21 protein-coding genes and 1 pseudogene are annotated in these 22,085 nt (G+C 60.2%); 7 read left to right on the forward strand and 15 right to left on the reverse strand.

Annotation, left to right across the window (positions count from 1 at the left end; translation table 11 throughout):
* Both ACOYXG_RS00610 and mgrA read left to right on the forward strand, forming a co-directional pair.
* Positions 1-1,320 carry an LLM class flavin-dependent oxidoreductase gene (locus ACOYXG_RS00610; protein ID WP_460355305.1) on the forward strand — a complete coding sequence of 440 codons (1,320 nt, stop codon included), beginning with the start codon at positions 1-3 and terminating at the stop codon, positions 1,318-1,320.
* 109 nt (positions 1,321-1,429) lie between these two features.
* Positions 1,430-2,467, forward strand: a complete 1,038-nt coding sequence (gene mgrA, locus ACOYXG_RS00615; RefSeq protein WP_007917913.1) for an L-glyceraldehyde 3-phosphate reductase — start codon at positions 1,430-1,432, stop codon at positions 2,465-2,467.
* A gap of 164 nt (positions 2,468-2,631) precedes the next feature.
* On the opposite strand, the gene tauD is transcribed toward mgrA, so the two are convergent.
* The 7 genes from tauD to ACOYXG_RS00650 all read right to left on the reverse strand — a co-directional run bounded on the left by tauD (position 2,632) and on the right by ACOYXG_RS00650 (position 11,065).
* Positions 2,632-3,474, reverse strand: a complete 843-nt coding sequence (tauD, locus tag ACOYXG_RS00620) for a taurine dioxygenase (protein WP_115988447.1) — start codon at positions 3,472-3,474, stop codon at positions 2,632-2,634.
* Between the two features lie 141 nt (positions 3,475-3,615).
* Positions 3,616-4,449 (reverse strand): taurine ABC transporter permease TauC, encoded by an 834-nt coding sequence (gene tauC, locus ACOYXG_RS00625; RefSeq protein WP_097086893.1) that lies wholly within the window; start codon positions 4,447-4,449, stop codon positions 3,616-3,618.
* The gene (gene tauB / locus ACOYXG_RS00630; RefSeq protein ID WP_097086895.1) at positions 4,446-5,240 is read right to left on the reverse strand and encodes a taurine ABC transporter ATP-binding subunit; all 795 of its coding nucleotides are present in this window, start codon (positions 5,238-5,240) and stop codon (positions 4,446-4,448) included. The genes tauC and tauB overlap by 4 nt, the downstream gene beginning before the upstream one ends.
* Positions 5,241-5,256: 16 nt before the next feature.
* A complete protein-coding gene (gene tauA, locus ACOYXG_RS00635) occupies positions 5,257-6,234 on the reverse strand; it encodes a taurine ABC transporter substrate-binding protein (RefSeq protein WP_460355309.1) in 978 nt (325 codons plus the stop codon).
* A gap of 221 nt (positions 6,235-6,455) precedes the next feature.
* Positions 6,456-8,039, reverse strand: a complete 1,584-nt coding sequence (gshA, locus tag ACOYXG_RS00640; protein ID WP_204894271.1) for a glutamate--cysteine ligase — start codon at positions 8,037-8,039, stop codon at positions 6,456-6,458.
* A 318-nt stretch (positions 8,040-8,357) separates the two neighbouring features.
* The gene (locus ACOYXG_RS00645; RefSeq protein ID WP_086793980.1) at positions 8,358-8,741 is read right to left on the reverse strand and encodes a PaaI family thioesterase; all 384 of its coding nucleotides are present in this window, start codon (positions 8,739-8,741) and stop codon (positions 8,358-8,360) included.
* Positions 8,741-11,065, reverse strand: a complete 2,325-nt coding sequence (locus ACOYXG_RS00650) for a Tex family protein (protein WP_460355312.1) — start codon at positions 11,063-11,065, stop codon at positions 8,741-8,743. The genes ACOYXG_RS00645 and ACOYXG_RS00650 overlap by 1 nt, the downstream gene beginning before the upstream one ends.
* Before the next feature lie 358 nt (positions 11,066-11,423).
* On the opposite strand from ACOYXG_RS00650, the gene ompR reads away from it, so the two are divergent.
* Together ompR and ACOYXG_RS00660 are read left to right on the forward strand one after the other, a co-directional pair.
* A complete protein-coding gene (gene ompR, locus ACOYXG_RS00655) occupies positions 11,424-12,164 on the forward strand; it encodes an osmolarity response regulator transcription factor OmpR (protein WP_003220637.1) in 741 nt (246 codons plus the stop codon).
* A 112-nt stretch (positions 12,165-12,276) separates the two neighbouring features.
* Positions 12,277-13,590, forward strand: coding sequence for an ATP-binding protein (locus ACOYXG_RS00660; RefSeq protein ID WP_027611205.1), 1,314 nt, complete (start codon positions 12,277-12,279; stop codon positions 13,588-13,590).
* A 130-nt stretch (positions 13,591-13,720) separates the two neighbouring features.
* On the opposite strand, the gene rimK is transcribed toward ACOYXG_RS00660, so the two are convergent.
* Positions 13,721-14,626, reverse strand: coding sequence for a 30S ribosomal protein S6--L-glutamate ligase (rimK, locus tag ACOYXG_RS00665; protein WP_007949201.1), 906 nt, complete (start codon positions 14,624-14,626; stop codon positions 13,721-13,723).
* Positions 14,623-15,102, reverse strand: a complete 480-nt coding sequence (gene rimB, locus ACOYXG_RS00670) for a retropepsin-like aspartic endopeptidase RimB (RefSeq protein ID WP_003220644.1) — start codon at positions 15,100-15,102, stop codon at positions 14,623-14,625. Before rimB ends, rimK begins: the two co-directional genes overlap by 4 nt.
* A gap of 216 nt (positions 15,103-15,318) precedes the next feature.
* Here rimB and ACOYXG_RS00675 point away from each other — a divergent pair, with 216 nt between their 5' ends.
* Entirely contained in the window at positions 15,319-15,723 is a 405-nt protein-coding gene (locus tag ACOYXG_RS00675; RefSeq protein WP_003220645.1) for an RNA-binding S4 domain-containing protein, read from the forward strand.
* Positions 15,724-15,889: 166 nt separating this feature from the next.
* On the opposite strand, the gene ACOYXG_RS00680 is transcribed toward ACOYXG_RS00675, so the two are convergent.
* Positions 15,890-16,693 carry a phosphatase PAP2 family protein gene (locus ACOYXG_RS00680; protein WP_460355318.1) on the reverse strand — a complete coding sequence of 268 codons (804 nt, stop codon included), beginning with the start codon at positions 16,691-16,693 and terminating at the stop codon, positions 15,890-15,892.
* A 104-nt stretch (positions 16,694-16,797) separates the two neighbouring features.
* Between ACOYXG_RS00680 and hslO the strand changes: the two genes are divergently transcribed.
* Both hslO and ACOYXG_RS00690 read left to right on the forward strand, forming a co-directional pair.
* Positions 16,798-17,700, forward strand: a complete 903-nt coding sequence (gene hslO, locus ACOYXG_RS00685) for an Hsp33 family molecular chaperone HslO (protein ID WP_098966688.1) — start codon at positions 16,798-16,800, stop codon at positions 17,698-17,700.
* A gap of 181 nt (positions 17,701-17,881) precedes the next feature.
* The gene (locus ACOYXG_RS00690) at positions 17,882-19,423 is read left to right on the forward strand and encodes a phosphoenolpyruvate carboxykinase (protein ID WP_027611209.1); all 1,542 of its coding nucleotides are present in this window, start codon (positions 17,882-17,884) and stop codon (positions 19,421-19,423) included.
* Between the two features lie 65 nt (positions 19,424-19,488).
* On the opposite strand, the gene nadS is transcribed toward ACOYXG_RS00690, so the two are convergent.
* The 5 genes and pseudogenes from nadS to ACOYXG_RS00715 all read right to left on the reverse strand — a co-directional run bounded on the left by nadS (position 19,489) and on the right by ACOYXG_RS00715 (position 22,006).
* Positions 19,489-19,776 carry a NadS family protein gene (gene nadS, locus ACOYXG_RS00695; RefSeq protein ID WP_027611210.1) on the reverse strand — a complete coding sequence of 96 codons (288 nt, stop codon included), beginning with the start codon at positions 19,774-19,776 and terminating at the stop codon, positions 19,489-19,491.
* Between the two features lie 2 nt (positions 19,777-19,778).
* Positions 19,779-19,892, reverse strand: a pseudogene (locus ACOYXG_RS00700) (type II toxin-antitoxin system RelE/ParE family toxin); the annotation flags it as partial.
* Between the two features lie 66 nt (positions 19,893-19,958).
* Positions 19,959-20,258, reverse strand: a complete 300-nt coding sequence (locus ACOYXG_RS00705; protein WP_027611211.1) for a hypothetical protein — start codon at positions 20,256-20,258, stop codon at positions 19,959-19,961.
* A gap of 238 nt (positions 20,259-20,496) precedes the next feature.
* Complete coding sequence (locus tag ACOYXG_RS00710) at positions 20,497-21,639, reverse strand: hypothetical protein (protein WP_460358373.1); 1,143 nt, start codon at positions 21,637-21,639, stop codon at positions 20,497-20,499.
* 82 nt (positions 21,640-21,721) lie between these two features.
* Entirely contained in the window at positions 21,722-22,006 is a 285-nt protein-coding gene (locus ACOYXG_RS00715) for a hypothetical protein (protein ID WP_460355321.1), read from the reverse strand.
* Positions 22,007-22,085: the final 79 nt, after the last annotated feature.

Consider the following 22,085-nt stretch of genomic DNA (forward strand, 5'->3'; position numbering starts at 1 on the left):
ATGAGCAGACAGCTGAAACTTGGCGCCTTTCTCATGGCCACCGGGCACCACGTCGCCGCGTGGCGGCACCCGCAGGTACCGGCCAATGCCGGTCTGGATTTCGCCCACTACAAGCGTCTGGCGCAGATTGCCGAGGCGGCGAAGTTCGACACGCTGTTCGTCGCCGACAGTGTGGCCGCGCCGACGCAGGACATCGCCAGCCGCATGGCGCGCTCCGATCACTTCGAACCGCTGACCTTGCTCTCGGCTCTGAGCGCGGTGACCGAGCGCATCGGCCTGATCGCCACGGCGACCACCAGCTACAACGAGCCGTACCACGTGGCGCGTAAATTCGCTTCGCTCGATCATCTGTCCGGCGGCCGCGCCGGGTGGAATCTGGTGACCTCGGACAACGCTGCCGAGGCACTGAATTTTGGTCGCGACGAACACATCGGCCACGCCGAACGCTACAGCCGTGCCCGCGAGTTTCATCAGGTGGTCACCGGGCTGTGGGACAGTTGGGAGGACGATGCCTTTGTCCGCGACAAGGCAAGTGGCGCGTATTACGACCCGTCGAAGCTGCACGTGCTGGATCACGTCGGTGAGCATTTTCGGGTAAAAGGCCCGCTGAACGTGGCGCGCTCGCCGCAGGGACAACCGGTGATCGTGCAGGCCGGTTCATCGGAGACCGGGCGTGAACTGGCGGCACAGACCGCTGAGGTGGTGTTCACCGCGCAGACTTCGCTATCGGGCGCGCAGGCGTTCTACGCCGACCTCAAGGGCCGCCTGGCCAAGTACGGACGCAGTGCCGATTCGCTGAAAATCATGCCCGGGGTGTTTGTCGTCGTCGGCCAGACAGAAGCCGAAGCGCAGGAAAAATGTGAAACGTTTCAGCAATGGGTCGAACCGGAGGTTGGCGTGGCGTTGCTTGGGCGTATGCTGGGCAACTTCGACTTGTCGAAGTACCCGCTGGACGGCCCGCTACCGGATTTGCCGCTGACCGACAGCGGCCAGCAGAGCCGGCAGAAATTGCTGACTGAACTGGCGGGGCAGGAGAATCTGACCCTCGCCGAATTGGGCCGCAGGATTGCCGGTGGGCGCGGGCATTACAGCCTGGTCGGCACGCCGGCGCAGATCGCCGACCGCTTGCAGGAGTGGTTCGAACAGGGCGCGGCGGACGGCTTCAATGTGCTGGTGCCGCACCTGCCGGGCGGGCTCGAAGATTTCGCCCATGGCGTGGTCCCGGAACTGCAGCGGCGTGGGCTGTTCAGAACCGAGTATGAGGGCCGGACCTTGCGCGAAAACCTGGGCCTTGCCCGACCCGGCAATAGATTTGTGTAACACCCTTCGCGAGCAGGCTCGCTCCCACAGGGGAGTGCACTCCAAATGTGGGAGCGAGCCTGCTCGCGAAGAAGTCGACACCCATTCAAGACAGACAAGAGAGGATTCGATGACTTACACCGCTGCCGAAAACCGCTACGACTCCATCCCTTACCGCCGCGTCGGCCGCAGCGGTCTGGTGCTGCCGGCGCTGTCGCTGGGCCTGTGGCACAACTTCGGCGACAGCACGCCGATCGACACCCAGCGCGCCCTGCTGCGCACCGCGTTCGACCTGGGCATCAACCACTTCGACCTGGCCAACAATTACGGCCCGCCGTACGGCAGCGCCGAGATTAATTTCGGTCGCCTGCTGCGCGAAGACTTCAAGCAGTACCGCGATGAACTGATTATCTCGAGCAAGGCGGGTTGGGACATGTGGCCCGGCCCTTATGGCCAGGGCGGCGGCTCGCGTAAATACGTGCTGGCCAGTCTGGACCAGAGCCTGCAGCGCCTCGGTCTGGACTATGTGGATATCTTCTATTCGCACCGCTTCGACCCGGACACTCCGCTGGAAGAAACCGCCAGCGCCCTCGCCACCGCCGTGCAACAGGGCAAGGCGTTGTACATCGGTATCTCGTCGTACTCCGGGGTAAAAACCCGCGAGATCGCTGCGCTGCTCAAGGAATGGAAAGTGCCGCTGCTGATTCATCAGCCGGCGTACAACCTGCTCAATCGCTGGGTGGAAAAAGACCTGCTCGACACCACCGACGAGCTCGGTACTGGCGTCATCGCCTTCACCCCGCTGGCGCAAGGTCTGCTGACCGACAAATACCTCAACGGCGTGCCGGCGGATGCGCGGGTCAATCGTCCGGGTGGTGGTTCGTTGCAGGCTTCGCACCTGTCTGAAGCCAACATCGCGCACGTGCGTGCGTTGAACGAGATCGCCAAACGTCGCGGCCAGAGCCTGGCGCAACTGGCACTGGCCTGGACCCTGCGTGATCCACGGGTGACCTCCGCGCTGATCGGCGCGAGCCGGCCAGAGCAGATCATCGAGAACGTCGGGGCGTTGAAGAATCTGAGTTTCAGTGCTGAGGAACTGGCGGAGATCGACCGGTTTGCCCAGGAGGGCGGGATCAATCTGTGGGAGAAGCCGTCGACCGCTGAATAAGTGACTGGCGCCGAATTATTCGGCGCCTGCTTTGACGCCTTCGCGAGCAAGCCCGCTCCCACATTGGATCGATGGTGAACACTGGTTTCGTGTGCACCACAATCCCACAGTGGGAGCGGGCTTGCTCGCGAAGGGGCCTTTGAAAACAACACAGCAATCAGGCCTTATTTGAAAAACGGCACATCCCCCAACACCGTTGCTCGCTGCATCACCCGCCGCGCCGGACGGTAATCATCCACCGCATAATGCTGGGTCACACGGTTGTCCCAAAACGCAATATCGTCCTGCTGCCAGCGCCAGCGAATGGTGAATTCCGGCCGCGTTGCATGAGCGAACAGGAATTTCAGAATCGCTTCGCTCTCGGTTTCCGACAGCTCGTTAATCTTCGAGGTAAAGCCTTCGTTGACGAACAACGAGCGCCGTCCACTGACCGGATGGGTGCGGATTACCGGGTGTGACAACGGTGGATTCTTGCGTCGCGCCTCTTCCCACTGGGCCAGTGCTTGCGGCGTATTGCCGTAGCGTTCCAACGGGAAAGAGCGGGTGAAATCGTGAGTCGCGGTCAGTCCTTCGAGCAGCTTTTTCATCGGTGCCGACAGTGCTTCATACGCGGCAATCCCGCTGGCCCACAGGGTGTCGCCGCCGAACTCTGGCAGCAGCTTGGCGCTGAGCACCGCCCCCATCGCCGGGGTCGGCAGGAAGGTCACGTCGGTGTGCCAGATCGCGTTGTCGCGCACGTCGGTGACCGCGGTGTCGAGGATCAGCACTTCGGGCTGCTCCGGCACGTTCGGGTAAATCGGATGGATGTGCAGGTCGCCAAAATACGCGGCGAAACGCGCCTGTTGCGAAGGCTCGATCGGCTGGTTGCGGAAGAACAGCACCTGGTACTTGAGCAGCGCCTGCTCGATGGCGTCGCGCTGTTCCAGGTTCAACGGCTGGCTGACGTCGACGCCGCTGATCTGCGCGCCGAGAGCCGAGCTTAATGGGGTGATGGTCAGGCTGCTCATGGTCTTTCTCTTCGAATTCGGGGTGTGATGCTTTTGTGGGAGCGAGCCTGCTCGCGAATGCTGAGTGTCAGGCGACAGTGCGGTGACTGATCCGACGCTTTCGCGAGCAGGCTCGCTCCCACAGGGGGCACATGAAATTTGTCAGTGGGTTTGGCCGTGCCACGGCACCAGTTTGCGCTGCAGGGCGCGCAGGCCCATTTCCATGGCGAAGGCGATCAGGGCGATCACCAGAATCCCCAGCACCACCACATCGGTGACCAGAAATTGCGCAGCCGACTGCACCATGAACCCCAAACCGCTGGTGGCGGCGATCAGTTCGGCGGCGACCAGGGTCGACCAGCCAACGCCCAGACCAATGCGCACACCGGTGAGAATGTCCGGCAGGGCGCTCGGCAAAATCACATGGCGGATCAGTTGTGCGCGAGTGGCACCGAGCGACTGCGCAGCGCGCAATTTTGCCGGGTCAACGGTGCGCACGCCGGTCGCGGTAGCGATGGCGATCGGCGCAAAAATCGCCAGGTAGATCAGCAGCACTTTCGACAACTCGCCGATGCCGCACCAGATCACGATCAGCGGTAGATACGCCAGCGGCGGAATCGGCCGGTAGAACTCGATCAGCGGATCAAGCACCCCACGGGCAATACGGTTGGCACCGATGGCAATGCCCACCGGCACTGCGGTCAAAATCGCGAAACCGAGGCCCAGACCGATGCGGCTCAGGCTCGCGCCCAGGTGCTGCCACAGGGTCGAATCCATGTAACCGGTGGTCGCCAGCAACCAGCCTTTTTGCAACACGGCGGACGGTGGCGGCAGGAACAGCGGTTCGATCAAATCGGTCGCGGTCACGGCCCACCAGATCACCAGCAAGGCGAACAGGGTCAGCAGGCTGATCCAGCGGGTGCTGAGGCTGCGCCGTACCGGGATCGCCACCGATGGGCTTTTCACGGTGGGGGCGGAAACGTCGTAACTGCTCATGCGCGCTCCTGCCGTTGCACGGCGCTGCGTTGCGAGAACACTTTGCTCAGCACGTGCTCGCGGGTTTCGATAAAACGCGGGTCGGATTTGATCGCCCGCGCCGACTCACCGGCAGCGTAGCGTTGACCGAAATCCAGATGCAGACGCTCGACGATCTGCCCCGGATTCGGCGCCAGCAGAATCAGGTCAGTGGCGAGGAATACCGCTTCTTCGATGTCGTGGGTAATCAGGAACACCGGTTTTGCAGTGCGCTGCCAGACTTGCAGCAACAGCTCCTGCATCTGCTCGCGGGTGAATGCGTCGAGGGCGCCGAAAGGTTCGTCCATCAGCAGCACGCGCGGGTCGGCGGCGAGGGCGCGGGCCAGGCCGACGCGCTGTTTCTGGCCTCCGGAGAGTTGCCAGATGCGGCGATTTTCGAAACCGGAAAGGTCGACCAGTGCGAGCATTTCCCGGGCGATCTTTTCACGTTTGTCCTTGGCGACACCGGCCAGTTCCAGACCGAACGCGACGTTGGCCAACACATCCTGCCAAGGCAACAGCGCGTCATCCTGGAACACCACGCCACGTTCGGCGCTCGGGCCTTTGACCGGCACGCCGTCGAGGGTGATGCGCCCGGCGCTGGGTTCGACGAAGCCGGCAATCAGGTTCAACAGCGAAGTCTTGCCACTGCCGGACGGGCCGAGGGCTACCAGCAATTGCTGCGGCCCGAGGGTCAGGGAAATGTCCGCCAGCACCGGTTCCGGGCTGCCGGGATACTGTGCGCTGATGCGCTCCAGCTGTAGCAAGGCCATCGCAGTTAACTCCCGATCAGTGGGTGATGTATTTGGCGCTGACGTACGGCGCGTAGTCCGGCAGTACGGCTTCGACCTTGCCTTGTTCCTTGAGGAACGCGGCGGTGTCGGTAATGGCTTTGGTGGTTGGCGCGCCGAGGCTGATCACCTGATCAGCCGCCAGCGGGTAGACGTTGCCTTGCAGCAGCAATGGAATGTCGCTGGCCTTGGCGCCGGAGAGCTTCACCAGCTTGTCGACGTTTGACTGGTCGGCGAGCCAGGCTTGTGGATCCTTGCGGTAATCGGCGTAGGCGTCGAGGGTGACCTTGGCGAATGCGGTGACGATTTCCGGGTGCTTCTCGGCGAAGTCTTTGCGCACGATCCAGGCATCGAAGGTCGGCGCGCCGAACTTGGCCAGTTCACCGGAAGTGATCAGCACTTTGCCGTTTTCCTTGGCCACACCCAGGGCCGGATCCCACACGTAAGTGGCGTCGATATCACCGCGTTTCCACGCGGCGATGATCGCTGGCGGGGCGAGGTTGAGCACGGTGACTTTCGACGGATCGATGTTCCAGTGCTTCAACGCCGCGAGCAGGCTGTAGTGTCCGGTGGACACGAACGGCACGGCGATTTTCTTGCCGACCAGATCCTGCGGGCTCTTGATTCCGGAACCGTCGCGGGCGACCAGTGCTTCGGCGGCGCCGATCTGGGTGGCGATGAGGAAGGTTTCCACCGGAACCTTGCGGGTGATGGCGGCGGTCAACGGGCTGGAACCGAGGTAGCCAATCTGCACGTCACCGGAAGCGATGGCAGCGATGATGTCGGCGCCGTTGTCGAACTTGCGCCAGCTGATGTCGGCCTTGGTGGCTTTTTCGTAGGCGCCATCGGCCTGGGCGACTTTCGCCGGGTCGACGGTGGTCTGGTAGGCGACGGTGAGGTCGGCGGCCTGCGCCAGAAAGCTCGCAGCAGCCAACGAGGCCACGGCCAGCAGGCGAAGCGGGAAATTCAGTTTCATGGGGGGAGTGCTCCAAATCAGGCAACCGACGATCGGCGTGAAAGGAGACTAAATGATCTAAGAATCTAAAAATAAATAACTTTTTAGACTTAGCTTATGAGCGGAAAAATCTAAGCCTGGCCGCTGCGCGGTCATTCGCGAGCAAGCTCGCTCCCACAGGAGATTGCAATCTAATGTGGGAGCGAGCCTGCTCGCGAAAAGGTTCGAAGAGCCTTCTGATGTCAGTTGCTGATCGCCAGAATGCTCGCCTGATACGACCCGACAAACACATCGAAATCGCCGACCTCGTTCTGCTCCAGCTCCGCCTGTTGCGCCAGCGACGAGCGCGCCAGCTCCTCGAACTTCGCCTGTTCATCAGCAGCCAACGGCTCGCTGCGGAAGAACTCGGCATGCGCCTGGCTCTGACGCAGGGAGAATTGCGCGAAGCTTTCCTTGTGCTCGGCCATGGCCGCCAGCACTTGGGCCGAAGGGGTCAGGGACGAATCCTTGACCTTGGCCAGTTGCGCGTCCAGCGCCTTGCTGTGTGCGTCGCCGCCATGGCTCTGATCAAGCAATGCCGCCAGCGGTGCGATTTTTTCCAGCAGCTCGGCTGCCCAAACCTTCAATTCGACCGCTTCACCGTCGCGCTGCAATTGCAGGCCCGGACGGCGACCTTCCTTGACCACACTGAGGAAGTTCGAAGTGGCATTGCCGCACGAAGTGTTGGTCAGCAGCGGACTGTCGTTCAGCGCGCAGTACAGCAGGAACGCGTCGAGGAAGCGCGATTCGGTGACGTCGATGCCCATCGGCAGGAACGGGTTGATATCCAGGCAACGCACTTCGACGTACTGAATGCCCCGGGCCATCAGCGCCTGGATCGGCCGCTCGCCGGTGTAGGTCACGCGTTTCGGGCGGATGTTGGAGTAGTACTCGTTTTCGATCTGCAGGATGTTGGTGTTGAGCTGTACCCACTCGCCATCCTGGTGCGTGCCGACTTCCACGTACGGCGGGTATGGCGTGGCCACGGCCTTGCGCAGGCTGTCGGTGTAGCTCGCCAGATCGTTGTAGCACGGCGTCAGGCCGGCCTGGGCGTTGCTCTGGTAACCGAGGTCGCTCATGCGCAGGCTGGTGGCGTACGGCAGGTACAGGGTGTCCGGATCCAGTTGTTCCAACTGGTGCGAACGGCCGCGCAGGAAGCCCGCATCCAGCGCTGGCGAAGCACCGAACAGGTACATCAGCAGCCAGCTGTAGCGGCGGAAGTTGCGGATCAGCGCGATGTAGGACGACGACTGAAAATCGCGGTCGGTGCCGACGAAACCTTCGGCTTCGCGCAGCAGCGGCCAGAGCTTTTCCGGCAGGGAAAAGTTGTAGTGAATCCCGGCGATGCACTGCATGGTCTTGCCGTACCGCAGGGCCAGGCCCTTGCGGTAGACGTACTTGAGCTGACCGATGTTGGAGGTGCCGTAATAGGCGATCGGGATGTCTTCCTCGGCCGGCAACGGGCACGGCATCGATGGACTCCACAGGTACTCGTTGCCGAGCTTGCTGTAGGCAAAGCGATGAATCTTGTCCAGGCTCGCCAGCGTATCGGCCGGATCGGGCAGGGCGGGGGTGATGAATTCCAGCAGCGACTCGGAATAGTCGGTGGTGATCTGTTCATTGGTCAGCGCGGAACCCAAGGCTTCCGGGTGCGGCGTTTGCGCCAGACGACCTTCACTGGTCACGCGCAGGCATTCACGTTCGATACCGTGGAGGCACTGTTCGAGCAGAGAGAGGTTGGCGCGCTCGCCGAGCAGAGCCAGGCGGCGGTTGAGAAGTTCGCTCAATTTGGATTCCTTCACGCGTCAGTCGCCCCAATATGGGGGTGGGCAGGACGGTCTACAAGGGTGAAGTTGAAACTGGCGTTTTCGCCTGGTTTTTCGGGCTCACGAAGCCCCTTTCGAACCGCCGACTTCAATCCCTGAATCTGGCAGATGCACGCGAAGATTATGCGATCCCTGTGGGAGCGGGCTTGCTCGCGAAGAGGGCGTGTCAGTCAACATCAATTTGCCTGACACACCGCCTTCGCGAGCAAGCCCGCTCCCACAGAAAAGCTCGACGCTGCGATCACAGCGCCGAAATTAACTCAAAATGATGAACAACATCTACAGGACAGCGAACGTGCCTTGCGCTTTTGCGACCAGTTTGTCGCCCTGCATCACGTCGGCCTCGACCACCAGCGTGCGGCGGCCCGGGTGGATCACCCGCGCCGTGCACAGCACCTCGCCGTCGGATACGGCGCGGATGTAGTTGATCTTGCACTCGATGGTCGCGCTCTGCTGATCGAAGCCGTGGGTGCTGGAACAGGCCAGCCCCATGGCGATATCGACCAGACTGAACAGCGCGCCACCGTGCAATTTGCCGCCGCGATTGCGCAGTTGCGGTTCCAGCACCAGGGCGACTTGCGCCACCCCGGTTTCCAGGCTGTGCAGGCGGCAGCCCAACAGCTTGAAAAACGCGCTCTCGACGAGCCCGGCCGGAATCTCCATCAGCGTTTCTTCAACTGCTTGGCGTTGGCGAACAGTGAAGCCATGGCGTTGTTCACCGGCGCCGCTGCGGGCGTTTCCTTGCGCGGCGTGTTGCCCGAAGACTGGCGCGGTGCCGAGCCCGGACGCGAACCACGGGCACCGTCGATCTTCTCGCCCGGGGTGTCGCTCATGCGCATCGACAGACCGACGCGTTTGCGCGGGATATCGACTTCCATGACCTTCACTTTCACCACGTCACCGGCCTTCACTGCTTCGCGTGGGTCCTTGATGAACTTCTCCGACAGCGCCGAGATGTGCACCAGGCCGTCCTGATGCACGCCGATGTCGACGAATGCGCCAAACGCGGTCACGTTGGTGACGACGCCTTCGAGGATCATCCCCAGTTGCAGGTCTTTCAGGTCTTCGACGCCTTCCTGGAACTCTGCGGTCTTGAACTCCGGACGCGGGTCGCGACCGGGTTTTTCCAGTTCTTGCAGGATGTCGGTGACGGTCGGCAGACCGAAGGTCTCGTCGGTGAGCTTCTTCGGGTCCAGACGCTTGAGGAACGCGGCGTCGCCGATCAGCGAGCGAATGTCGCGGTCGGTTTCAGCGGCGATGCGCTGTACCAGCGGATAGGCTTCCGGGTGAACGGCCGAGGAATCGAGCGGGTTGTCGCCGTTCATCACGCGCAGGAAGCCTGCGGCCTGTTCGAAGGTTTTCTCGCCCAGACGCGCGACTTTCTTCAGCGCTGCACGGGTCTTGAAGGCGCCGTGCTCGTCACGGTGGGCGACGATGTTCTGCGCCAGGGTCGCATTGAGGCCGGAGATCCGCGCCAGCAAGGCCACCGAGGCAGTGTTCACATCGACGCCGACGGCGTTCACGCAGTCCTCGACCACCGCGTCCAGACCACGCGCCAGTTTCAGCTGCGACACGTCGTGCTGGTACTGGCCGACACCGATGGATTTCGGATCGATCTTCACCAGTTCGGCCAGTGGATCCTGCAGACGACGGGCGATGGAAACGGCGCCACGGATCGACACGTCCAGATCCGGGAATTCCTTGGCAGCCAGTTCCGATGCCGAGTACACCGAGGCGCCGGCCTCGGACACCATGACCTTGGTCATCTTCATCGCTGGATACTTTTTGATCAGCTCGATTGCCAGTTTGTCGGTTTCGCGGCTGGCGGTGCCGTTGCCGATGGCGATCAGGTCAACCGAGTGCTTGGCGCACAGGGCGGCCAGAATCGCGATAGTCTGATCCCATTTGTTGTGCGGCACGTGCGGGTAAACCGTGGCGTGATCGAGCAGCTTGCCGGTGGAGTCGACCACCGCGACTTTGCAGCCGGTACGCAGGCCCGGGTCGAGGCCCAGAGTTGCACGCGGGCCGGCCGGCGCGGCCAGCAGCAGGTCGTGCAGGTTGTGGGCGAAGACGTTGATCGCCTCGGTTTCGGCGCCGTCGCGCAGCTCGCCGAGCAGGTCGGTTTCCAGGTGCGTGTAGAGCTTGACCTTCCAGGTCCAGCGCACCACTTCACCGAGCCATTTGTCGGCCGGGCGGTTCTGATTCTGGATGCCGAATTGCTGGCCGATCATGCCTTCGCACGGGTGCATGGTGCCCGGCAGTTCGTCGCCGACTTTTAGCGCGGAGCTGAGGATGCCTTCGTTGCGGCCCCGGAAAATCGCGAGTGCGCGGTGCGACGGCATGCTTTTCAGCGGCTCGTCGTGTTCAAAGTAATCGCGGAACTTCGCGCCTTCTTCTTCCTTGCCGGCGATCACGCGGGCGCTGATGGTCGCTTCCTGCTTGAGGAAGTTGCGCAGCTTCTCCAGCAGGCTGGCGTCTTCGGCGAAGCGCTCCATCAGGATGTACTTGGCGCCTTCCAGCGCAGCTTTCACGTCGGCTACGCCTTTCTCGGCGTCGACGAAGCGTGCGGCTTCGGTTTCTGGCGTCAGGTTCGGGTCGTTGAACAGGCCGTCGGCCAGCTCGCCGAGGCCGGCTTCCAGGGCAATCTGGCCCTTGGTGCGGCGCTTCTGCTTGTACGGCAGGTACAAGTCTTCGAGGCGGGTCTTGGTGTCGGCGAGCTTGATGTCGCGTTCGAGGGCAGGGGTGAGTTTGCCCTGCTCCTGGATGCTGGCGAGGATGCTGATGCGCCGTTCGTCGAGTTCTCGCAGGTAGCGCAGACGCTCTTCCAGATGACGCAACTGGGTGTCATCGAGGCTGCCGGTGACTTCTTTCCGGTAACGGGCGATGAAGGGAACGGTAGAGCCTTCATCGAGTAGCGCGACGGCCGCTTCGACCTGTTGCGGGCGTACGCCGAGTTCCTCGGCGATGCGGCTGTTGATGCTGTCCATAAAACCACCTGACATATTGTGAAAGCAGGCTCGCAGGCACGGAAATAAAGGCCCGGAGTCTGGTTGAGCGGCTAGAAAATTGCCGCTGCCTGGGTCAAAAGGCACCCCATTGACCCGTGAAATCGAATAATTACTGCGCAGGCCCGGAAAATATCGCGGCCACCTGCGGTAACGATTCAGACGTTGCCTGGCACAAAACGCCGCGCATTATAACCAGCGTTCTGTCATTCGGGGGTGTAGCAGTCTGTAGGTAGAAACCCCGGTTTTCTGGCAGTGAAGGAAAAATCTGCTAACAATGCACACGGTGCGTATAACGGCAGCTACGCCATAATGCGCGCCGAGCTAAAAGGAGCATCCAATGAGCAGCACTGCAAACAATGCTGAAGGCGAAAAAATTCTAATTGTTGACGACGATCCGGGGCTGAGCAGCCTGCTGGAACGCTTTTTCGTCAGCAAGGGCTACCGTGCCCGTGCCGTACCGAACACCGAGCAAATGGACCGTCTGCTGTCGCGTGAAGTGTTCAATCTGGTCGTCCTCGACCTGATGCTGCCGGGCGAAGACGGCCTGACCGCCTGCCGTCGCCTGCGGGCGGCGAACAATCAGATTCCGATCATCATGCTCACCGCCAAGGGCGATGAGATGAGCCGCATCAAGGGCCTGGAACTGGGCGCCGATGACTATCTGGCCAAGCCGTTCAACCCGGACGAGCTGATGGCACGGGTCAAAGCCGTTCTGCGGCGTCAGGCCGCACCGGTGCCGGGCGCGCCGGGCAGCGAAGACGAAAACGTCACCTTCGGTGATTACGTGCTGTCGCTGGCCACCCGCGAGCTGAAGCGTGGCGAAGAAGTGCATATGCTCACCACCGGTGAGTTTGCGGTACTCAAGGCGCTGGTAATGAACGCGCGTCAGCCGCTGACCCGCGACAAACTGATGAACCTGGCCCGTGGCCGCGAGTGGGATGCCCTGGAGCGTTCCATCGACGTGCAGATTTCCCGCCTGCGCCGGATGATCGAGCCGGATCCGTCGAAACCACGCTATATCCAGACGGTCTGGGGTGTGGGCTACGTGTTCGTACCGGACGGCGCCGCCACCAAGTGATCGGCGATTTGTAGGAGCGGGTCTGCGCATCGGGTTGATCGACCCTCTACGCAGACTCGCAATCCGCAATATGCGAGCATGGCTCGCTCCTGCAAGTGTGTAACGGTTATCGATGAAAACCCCCGTCTGGTTCCCCCAAAGTTTTTTCTCCCGCACCCTGTGGCTGGTGCTCATCGTCGTGCTGTTTTCCAAGGCGCTGACCCTGGTTTATCTGTTGATGAACGAGGACGTGCTGGTGGATCGCCAATACAGCCACGGCGTCGCCCTGACGCTGCGCGCCTATTGGGCGGCCGATGAAGAAAATCGCGCGAAGATCGCCGATGCCGCGACCCTGATCCGGGTGGTCGGTGCTGGTGTGCCAGAGGGCGAGCAGCACTGGCCGTACAGTGAAATCTATCAGCGGCAGATGCAGGCGGAACTGGGCGCCGACACCGAAGTGCGCTTGCGCATGCACTCGCCGCCGGCGCTGTGGGTGCGTGCGCCAAGCCTCGGTGACGGCTGGCTGAAAGTGCCGTTGTACCCGCATCCATTGCGCGGCCAGAAAATCTGGAACGTACTCGGCTGGTTCCTCGCCATCGGTTTGCTGTCCACGGCCTCGGCGTGGATTTTCGTCAGCCAGCTCAACCAGCCCTTGAAGCGCCTGGTGTACGCCGCCCGACAACTCGGTCAGGGCCGCAGCGTGCGTTTGCCGATCAGCGACACACCGAGTGAGATGACCGAGGTGTATCGCGCCTTCAACCAGATGGCCGAAGACGTCGAGCAGGCCGGCCGTGAGCGTGAGCTGATGCTGGCGGGGGTCTCCCATGACTTGCGCACACCGTTGACCCGCTTGCGTCTGTCGCTGGAACTGATGGGCGATCGCAACGATTTGACCGACGACATGGTGCGCGACATCGAAGACATGGACGCGATTCTCGATCAGTTCCTCGCGTTCATTCGCGACGGTCGTGACGAGTCGGTGGAGGAAGTCGATCTGAGCGATCTGGTGCGTGAAGTGGCCGCGCCGTACAACCAGAGCGAAGAGAAAGTGCGTCTGCGTCTGGAACCGATCCAGCCGTTTCCGCTGCGCCGGGTGTCGATGAAACGCCTGCTGAACAACCTGATCGGCAACGCGCTGAACCATGCCGGCAGCGGCGTCGAGGTCGCGGCTTATGTGTCCGGCGATACCAGCGCGCCGTACGTGGTGCTAAGCGTGATGGACCGTGGCGCGGGGATCGATCCGTCGGAGCTTGAGGCGATCTTCAACCCGTTCACCCGTGGCGACCGTGCCCGGGGCGGGAAAGGTACCGGGCTGGGGTTGGCGATCGTGAAGCGGATTGCGTCGATGCATGGCGGCAATGTCGAGCTGCGCAACCGCTCCGGGGGCGGACTGGAAGCGCGGGTGCGGTTGCCATTGGGGTTGATGTTGCCGCGGGATGCGGTCTGACAGTCGGGATATTCAGCGGGGCTGATGGCCCCTTCGTGAGCAAGCCCGCTCCCACAGGGGAACGCATTCCAAAATGTGGGAGCGGGCTTGCTCGCGAAGGCGGCCTGTCAGCCGCCACATTTCAAACGGATCAGCCTTTGCCTTTGGTCCGGGTCATGTTCGGCCCGCCATTCTTCTCAAGGTGTTCGATGATGATCCCCGCCACGTTCTTGCCGGTGGTGGTCTCGATCCCTTCCAGGCCCGGCGACGAGTTCACCTCCATCACCAGCGGCCCGTGGTTCGAACGCAGGATATCCACACCCGCCACGGCCAGCCCCATGACCTTGGCCGCGCGCAACGCGGTCATGCGTTCTTCCGGGGTGATCTTGATCAGGCTGGCGCTGCCGCCTCGGTGCAGGTTGGAGCGGAATTCCCCAGGCTTGGCCTGACGCTTCATCGCTGCGATCACCTTGTCGCCGACCACGAAGCAGCGGATGTCGGCACCGCCGGCTTCCTTGATGTATTCCTGGACCATGATGTTCTGCTTCAGGCCCATGAACGCTTCGATCACCGACTCGGCGGCCGTGGCGGTTTCGCACAGCACCACGCCGATGCCTTGGGTGCCTTCCAGCACCTTGATTACCAGCGGCGCGCCGTTGACCATGTCGATCAGGTCGGGAATGTCATCCGGCGAGTGAGCGAAACCGGTGACCGGCAGGCCGATGCCACGACGCGACAGCAGTTGCAGCGAACGCAATTTGTCCCGCGAGCGGGCGATGGCCACCGATTCGTTGAGCGGAAACACCCCCATCATTTCGAACTGGCGCAACACGGCGCAACCGTAGAACGTCACCGACGCACCGATCCGCGGGATTACCGCATCGAAGCCTTCCAGCGGCTTGCCGCGATAGTGGATCTGCGGCTTGTGGCTGGCGATGTTCATGTAGGCGCGCAAAGTGTCGATCACCACCATTTCATGCCCGCGCTCGGTGCCGGCCTCGACCAGACGACGGGTGGAATACAGACGCGGATTCCGCGACAGCACAGCGATCTTCATGCAACACCTGTGGAGGAGGTAGATACCGGGAACACCGGCTTGTCTTGTACATATTTGATGCCCGGATTGACCACCAGTTGGCCATCGATCAGGGCTTTGGAACCGAGCAACAGGCGATAGCGCATGGACTTGCGACAGGCGAGGGTGAACTCGACTGCCCAGACCCGATCACCGAGGGCCAGGGTGGTGCTGATCACATAGCGCACCTGCGCCTGGCCGTTGGAGCTTTTGATGGTTTTGCGCGTCACCAGCGGTGCTTCGCAGCGCCGGTGACGCAACTGCACCACCGTGCCCAGGTGCGCGGTGAAACGCACCCACTTCTCGCCGTCGCGTTCGAACGGCTCGATGTCGGTGGCATGCAGGCTGGAGGTGCTGGCGCCGGTATCGATTTTCGCCCGCAGGCCGGCGACTCCCAGATCAGGGAGCGCCACCCACTCGCGCAGACCGACAACGGTCAAATGGTCAAATGTCTTCAAAGGTGCTCAACCGGCAGAAACCGCTCGGGCCGCGTGCGGCCGAATTCGCGGTATTCACGCAGAATAAGGGTTAAAAGGCGACAGATATCTACGGCCCGGATCGCCGACCCCTCAAGCAGGTGTCGGCTGGTGTGCATTGTAATCCGGGACGGGGTCATTCATGGCACGACAGAAACGGTAGTACAGTTCATCAATATTTCAGAATGAGGAAATTCCATGGCACAAAAAAGCGAAGAGGACGACAAGGTCCGTCTCGACAAGTGGTTGTGGGCGGCGCGCTTTTATAAAACCCGGGCCTTGGCCAAAGCGGCCATCGAGAGTGGCAAGGTGCATTGCCGAGGCGACCGCTGCAAGCCTGGCAAAGAGCCACGCATTGGCGATGAATTCGAGATTCGTACCGGCTTTGAAGAGCGCACGGTGAGGGTTGAAGCCTTGTCGATCGTACGTCGCGGCGCACCCGAGGCGCAGACGCTGTATACCGAGACCGAGGCGAGTATTGCCAAACGTGAAGCGGCTGCGGCGATGCGCAAGGCCGGGGCATTAGGTGTGAGTACCGACGGCAAACCGAGCAAGAAGCAGCGGCGGGATCTGTTTAAATTTCGTGGCAGCAGCAACGAGTAGTGTGCGACGAACACACTTGTGGCGAGGGAGCTTGCTCCCGCTGGAGGCCGAAGGACTCCCTATCCAGTCGATCATGTATTTCAAAGTACAACCGAGTCGACTGGTTCAGTGCCTGCTACGCAGCCAAGCGGGAGCAAGCTCCCTCACCGCAGGTGTGTGCAAACTGTCAGTTCGCGGCAGACACCACACTCATCCGCGAAACCAGCGGCAGCTTGCCCAGTAAAGCGAAAACCGGCGCAGTCACCTTCAGCCAGAAGTTGGCGGCGTGATAGGCAAACGGCGTGTAGTAACCCCAGCCCAACGCCCACACTGCCAGCAGCATGCCGCCGATGTAATCGTCCTGGCCCCAATGCGCGCCGGCTACCAGACGTGGCAGCATGAACAGCAACGCCAGGCCCCAGATCGTCAGGAACTGGCCGACTGAGCGACTGAACACGCCCATGAACAGCGCCCAGATCAGCAACACCGAAGCGTGGTCACCGGGGAAGCTCTGGCTCGAGCGATCCTTCAGCTCCCAGGCTTTTTCCAGATGCGGGAAATAGTCGCTCAGGTGCACCGCGCCTTCCAGCACCATCGATGGGCTGCTGTGCTGCCAGTCCATGTAGTCGGCGAATTTGGAAAACAGCGCGCGAATCACCACCATCAGCAGCAGAATCGAGAAAAAACCGAAGAAGGCGCGACGTACATCAATCGCCTTGAACACCCAGTCGCCCTTGATCAGCAGCGTCAGCAGAATCAGTCCGACGACAATGTCGAACGGACGCAGACTTGCAATTGCCCAGATGTGGAGCCATATGGGGTTGCTGGCCAGTGGTGCATTGAGCGAGCGGAACAGCCACTCGTCGAAAATCACACACAGCATCTGGCCCGTAGGCCATAACCAGAAAGCCAGTAGCGCTAATGGCACTATGTTGCACAGAACCAGCCGGCCGAGGTTCCACCTTGATTGGAACAAACCCGGATTGTTCATAAAATGCCTCCCGTGGCTGAACATTTCGCACCAAACGGGTGCGGAGAAGCGCGGGATTTTCATCTTTTGTAACCTTTTTGTCATCAATTCAGATACCCAGACCTATGACCGACCTACCGGATACCGACTACACCCAACGCTTCATCTTCGATGACAGCGACACTCGCGGCGAACTGGTGGCGCTGGAACGCAGCTACGCCGAAGTTCTCGCCAAGCACCCGTACCCGGAGCCGGTCGCGCAATTGCTGGGCGAACTGATGGCGGCCGCCTCGCTGCTGGTGGGCACCCTGAAGTTCGACGGCTTGCTGATTTTGCAGGCACGCTCCGAAGGGCCGATTCCGCTGCTGATGATCGAATGCTCCAGCGAGCGCGAGATCCGTGGCCTGGCGCGTTATAACGCCGAGCAGATCGCCGCGGACGCGACCCTTGCCGACCTGATGCCGGGCGGTGACCTGACCCTGACCGTCGACCCGACGATCGGCCAGCGTTACCAGGGTATCGTCGACCTCGATGGTGAAACCCTGTCCGAGTGCTTCACCAATTATTTCGTCATGTCGCAACAGGTCGGCACCCGCTTCAAGCTGTTCGCCGACGGCCGCCGTGCTCGCGGAATGCTACTGCAGCAACTGCCGGCCGACCGCCTGAAAGACGAAGAAGAGCGCGCCGAAAGCTGGCAGCACATCACCGCCCTGGCCAGCACCCTGACCGCCGATGAATTGCTCAGCCTGGACAACGAAACTGTCCTGCATCGCCTCTACCACGAAGAGCAGGTGCGCCTGTTCGATGTACAGAACCTGCGCTTCCGTTGCAGCTGCTCGCGGGAACGCTCGGGCAATGCACTGGTCAGTCTGGGTCTGGAAGATGCGCAGGCACTGGTGGCTGAACGCGGTGGCGAAGTCGAGATCGATTGCCAGTTCTGCAACCAGCGTTACCTGTTCGATGCGGCCGATATTGCTCAATTGTTTGCTGGCGCAGGCGTCGACACGCCGTCAGATACCCGGCACTAAAACGGTTCAGCGCAGGTAAATTCACTGCGTAACGACGGAATTTCGCCGTTACGACGGGAGGACCCTACTCTTTTTGGGCTTTTCTGGCATAATCCGGCCCACTTTTTTCGCGGTAGTAGTGCACGACTTTCTACTACAAAACGTTTGGAGCACACTCGGCCACTGGCCGACGGGGAACCTCATGACGCAAGCCAATAACGCCGTGTACACCGATCTGAGTGTTGATGATCTGGTTAAAGAAGCCCTGCAACGCGGTGAGGGCGAGCTTGCCGATACCGGCGCTCTGGTAGTCCGCACCGGTCATCGCACCGGCCGTTCGCCAGTCGATCGTTTCATCGTTGAAGAGCCTTCCACCCAGGCCGCTATCGCCTGGGGCCCGATCAACCGTAAGTTCCCGGCCGACAAGTTCGACGCGCTGTGGGCTCGTGTCGAGGCGTTCAACAACGCGCAAGAGCACTTTGTTTCCCACGTGCATGTAGGTGCGGCTGAAGATCACTACCTGGCCGTGAAAATGACCACCCAGACTGCCTGGCAGAACCTGTTCGGTCGTTGCCTGTTCATCAACCCGGCCCAGTACAACCCGGCCGGTCGTGACGAGTGGCAAGTGCTCAACGTGGCCAACTTCGAGTGCGTGCCTGAGCGTGACGGCACCAACTCCGACGGTTGCGTGATCATCAACTTCGCGCAGAAGAAAGTGCTGATCGCCGGTATGCGTTACGCCGGTGAAATGAAGAAAGCCATGTTCTCCGTGCAGAACTTCCTGCTGCCGGCCGCTGACGTGCTGCCAATGCACTGCGCTGCCAACATCGGCGAAGAAGGCGACGTGACCCTGTTCTTCGGTCTGTCGGGCACCGGTAAAACCACCCTGTCCGCCGACGAGAGCCGTTACCTGATCGGTGACGACGAACACGGCTGGGGCGAAGGCGTTGTCTTCAACATCGAAGGCGGCTGCTATGCCAAGTGCATCGACCTGTCCGAGAAGAACGAGCCGGTCATCTGGAAAGCCATCAAGCACGGCGCAGTCCTGGAAAACGTGGTCATCGACGACGCCAAGCATGCCGACTACGCCGATGTCAGCCTGACCCAGAACAGCCGCGCGGCCTACCCGCTGGAGCACGTTGCCAAGCGTTCCGAGAAGAACCTGGGCGGCGAGCCAAACGCGGTGATCTTCCTGACCTGCGACCTGACCGGCGTGTTGCCGCCAGTGTCGATCCTCAACGAAGAACAAGCGGCCTACCACTTCCTGTCCGGCTACACCGCGCTGGTGGGCTCGACTGAAATGGGTTCGGGCAGCGGCATCAAGTCGACCTTCTCCACCTGCTTCGGCGCACCGTTCTTCCCGCGTCCGGCTGGCGAATACGCTGAGCTGCTGATCAAGCGCATCCGCGGCTTCGGCTCCAAGGTCTACCTGGTCAACACCGGCTGGACCGGCGGCGGCTACGGCGTCGGCAAACGCTTCAATATCCCGACCACCCGTGCGGTGATCGCAGCGATCCAGAGCGGCGCGCTGATCGGTGCCGCCACCGAGCACCTCGACACCATCAACCTCGACGTGCCACTGGCCGTACCGGGCGTTGAAACCAACCTGCTCAACCCACGCAACACCTGGGCTGACAAAGCTGCCTACGACGAAGCGGCCAAGGCGCTGGCCGGTCTGTTCATCGAGAACTTCAAGAAGTTCGAAGTGAGCGATGCGATCAAGGCTGCCGGGCCTAAGTTGTAAGATTTAGTTCTGGTGAATGAAAAAGCCGCCTCTTAGGGGCGGCTTTTTTGTGGGTGTTCATTTTCTCAATGAGCCAATGCAATCAAAACATGAACCGGGTCGTTATGAATGGCCTTGAGCAAAGCTTTTGCCGGCCCGGTTGGCTCGCGACGACCCTGTTCCCAATTTCGTAGAGTGCCGAGTTGGACGTCGATCAGTGCCGCAAATTTGGCCTGGGTCAAACCGGTAGCTTTACGAATTTCTTTGACCTGCAATGCATCAACGTGGAGTTCGCGAGAAGGTGTGCGCTCGCCTCGTACGATCTCGTCCATCTCTTGCACACTTTCCATCAGCTCATCAAAAAATTTGCTCATGGTCATCTCCATTTTTCGATCAAGACCTTGAGTGCTTTACGCTCATCGCTGGACAGATCGTGTTGTTCATTTTTAGGGTAGATCATCAATAACCCGATTTGTGACGCCGAAACGAATTTGAGTAGATCACTGGTAAGTGATCGTTCTCATGTCGAACATGGGAACGATCTGATCACTCAACCTCAGACTGGAGCTTTCCAGTTGAGCATTCGTTGTTGGGCGACCTGCAACAGGTCAAAGCCGTCTTTGGTCAGCAGGTAAAGAGCGTGAGTGATGTGGGGGATATCTTCGATGTCGGCTTGTTTGAAGCTGAGGCAGTAGAGGGTTTTCAGCAGATCGCTGGAGGCGCGCAGGCGCTGGACGGCGCATTCGAGGATGTCTTGCGGATTGGCCTCTGTGTCGATGATCAGGGGCTTGGTGTCGGTGAGATTGGATTCGAGTGAGTAGTAGCGATCAGCGGCTAATTGATTCCATGTTTTCATTTGGTTGATCCTCAAATAAACACAGCCACCATAAACTGCAGGCAATTGAGTGCCGGCAGCATACAGCGGACGCGTATGCACGATCCATTCAGGTGACCAAGCCCGAGCCGCTGATTTGTCAGCGACAGCCACGACTATAGATTTGTGCCCTCAAGCCGCGATAGGCGACAAAGAGTCGTGGCGTGTAGGAACGGGATGAAGATTTCATCGGACGTTCCTACCGGTCTTTCATCGTTTTTCAACGCAAATGCTGATACGCCGAAATATCCAGCAAACTGGTTGCCAGGCCGGTCGCCGGCTTGTAGATCTCGCCTTTCACGCTGCTGAACGGCACACCTTTACTGCCCAGCGAAACGTAGCGTTCGCCTTGGTCCAGTTCGGTGAAATAGGTGTAGGAATGTTTGTGCATCAGTTTGTATTTGGTCTCATCGCGTACGATGCCGTTGGTGAGGTTTTCCAGATCGGCCTGGGTCAGATTCAACGTTTTTTGCAGTTGCACGCCCCAGCGTTTGAGGCAGGTTTCGGCGAGGTGGCGCACGATGCGTCCGGGCTCGGACAGCGCTTTCAGATCACTGGCGCCGGTCGGGACGCCGCCGCTGCTGGTGGCATTGCCGGCCATGGTGGCGTGGCGGCCAGCCATAGGATAGATGTAGGTTTTAGTGCCGGTAGCGGTCTGTGGGATGACGCAGCTGAAACCTTTGGAGCGTTCGTCACGAGCATAGAACGCTACATACTCTTTGACATTGCCCGCGAGTTTGACGCGCTCTTCCTGAAAGTTACCAATGCCTGGCACGGGATCAAGTGCAAAGATATTGACCGGGATGTTTTTCAGCAGACTGTCCTTGAACATTGCATTGGCCAACATATGGCAACTGATGCCGCCCCGGCTCCAACCGACGAGATTGACTTGAGTCGGAATAACACCATCCTTGCGGTGGGTTTTGATGATTCCTTCCTGTAATTGCTGCTGGGTAATGCTGCGATTACCGTAATTATATTTGCGCCAGAACCAGGAACCCTCGACTTTTACATCTTCGATCGGAATGCCGGCAGCTTTCAGGCGATTGTATTCGGCTTCAGTCAGTTGCTCGCGTTGCCAGTCGCACTTGCCCTTGATGATGTTGAGCGCATGCAACACGTTTTCTTCCCAGCCCTTGCCGAACAAGGTGCCGCTCATGCCGTATTCCTTGGTCTTGGTGAATAGATCGTCGGCCTGCAGGTTGCCGCTGCCGGGGCCGTCCACCACGATCCACTCGGCAAACTCGTGGCCCAAATGATTGGAAGCCAAGGTGGAAATCAGTTCGCCGTTCCAGAAGTTTTCGTGGGTGGTATCAAACTTGTTGGAGCCTGTGCCGCAGAAAAATATGGTTAAAACAGTCATTGTGTTGCTCTCGGTGAAAGTAAGAGTCAACAACTTAGGTCTTTTTTGGCTGTTTATTAAAGCATTCTGTTGTTTCTGGATTTTAGTTGTTTTCAGTGTCGGTCTGTTGTTGGGGTTTGTGTTTTGCTACTTCGAGCAAGTCACAGCCATCCTGCACTAATAAATAAAGAGCATTGACGATGTTAGGTATATCTTTCACGTCGGCCTGTTTGAAACATAAACAGTAAAGGGTTTCCAGCAGATCGCTGGCGGCACGCAGTCGCTGGTCAGCGGCATCAAGCAGATCGCGATGGCTGGACTGAGTGTCGATGACCAATACGGGATTTTCGTTGTAACAAGTCTTCAAAGGGCGATAGCGGGTAATCATGGTGAGGCTTGTCCTTTACAAAGGCACTCGGGCGGGGCTGATTCAGTGGTCAGTCGCGCCGGCCACTATAGAAGTGCGT

It is taken from the genome of Pseudomonas sp. G3-39 (assembly GCF_054790485.1).

Excerpts from the sequence above, each read along its gene's own strand:
- ACOYXG_RS00610 (WP_460355305.1), top strand. The coding sequence starts at position 1 with ATGAGCAGACAGCTGAAACTTGGCGCCTTTCTCATGGCCACCGGGCAC.
- mgrA (WP_007917913.1), top strand. The coding sequence starts at position 1,430 with ATGACTTACACCGCTGCCGAAAACCGCTACGACTCCATCCCTTACCGC.
- tauD (WP_115988447.1), bottom strand. The coding sequence starts at position 3,474 with ATGAGCAGCCTGACCATCACCCCATTAAGCTCGGCTCTCGGCGCGCAG.
- tauC (WP_097086893.1), bottom strand. The coding sequence starts at position 4,449 with ATGAGCAGTTACGACGTTTCCGCCCCCACCGTGAAAAGCCCATCGGTG.
- tauB (WP_097086895.1), bottom strand. The coding sequence starts at position 5,240 with ATGGCCTTGCTACAGCTGGAGCGCATCAGCGCACAGTATCCCGGCAGC.
- tauA (WP_460355309.1), bottom strand. The coding sequence starts at position 6,234 with ATGAAACTGAATTTCCCGCTTCGCCTGCTGGCCGTGGCCTCGTTGGCT.
- ACOYXG_RS00645 (WP_086793980.1), bottom strand. The coding sequence starts at position 8,741 with ATGGAGATTCCGGCCGGGCTCGTCGAGAGCGCGTTTTTCAAGCTGTTG.
- ACOYXG_RS00650 (WP_460355312.1), bottom strand. The coding sequence starts at position 11,065 with ATGGACAGCATCAACAGCCGCATCGCCGAGGAACTCGGCGTACGCCCG.
- ompR (WP_003220637.1), top strand. The coding sequence starts at position 11,424 with ATGAGCAGCACTGCAAACAATGCTGAAGGCGAAAAAATTCTAATTGTT.
- ACOYXG_RS00660 (WP_027611205.1), top strand. The coding sequence starts at position 12,277 with ATGAAAACCCCCGTCTGGTTCCCCCAAAGTTTTTTCTCCCGCACCCTG.
- rimK (WP_007949201.1), bottom strand. The coding sequence starts at position 14,626 with ATGAAGATCGCTGTGCTGTCGCGGAATCCGCGTCTGTATTCCACCCGT.
- ACOYXG_RS00675 (WP_003220645.1), top strand. The coding sequence starts at position 15,319 with ATGGCACAAAAAAGCGAAGAGGACGACAAGGTCCGTCTCGACAAGTGG.
- ACOYXG_RS00680 (WP_460355318.1), bottom strand. The coding sequence starts at position 16,693 with ATGAACAATCCGGGTTTGTTCCAATCAAGGTGGAACCTCGGCCGGCTG.
- hslO (WP_098966688.1), top strand. The coding sequence starts at position 16,798 with ATGACCGACCTACCGGATACCGACTACACCCAACGCTTCATCTTCGAT.
- ACOYXG_RS00690 (WP_027611209.1), top strand. The coding sequence starts at position 17,882 with ATGACGCAAGCCAATAACGCCGTGTACACCGATCTGAGTGTTGATGAT.
- nadS (WP_027611210.1), bottom strand. The coding sequence starts at position 19,776 with ATGAGCAAATTTTTTGATGAGCTGATGGAAAGTGTGCAAGAGATGGAC.
- ACOYXG_RS00705 (WP_027611211.1), bottom strand. The coding sequence starts at position 20,258 with ATGAAAACATGGAATCAATTAGCCGCTGATCGCTACTACTCACTCGAA.
- ACOYXG_RS00710 (WP_460358373.1), bottom strand. The coding sequence starts at position 21,639 with ATGACTGTTTTAACCATATTTTTCTGCGGCACAGGCTCCAACAAGTTT.
- ACOYXG_RS00715 (WP_460355321.1), bottom strand. The coding sequence starts at position 22,006 with ATGATTACCCGCTATCGCCCTTTGAAGACTTGTTACAACGAAAATCCC.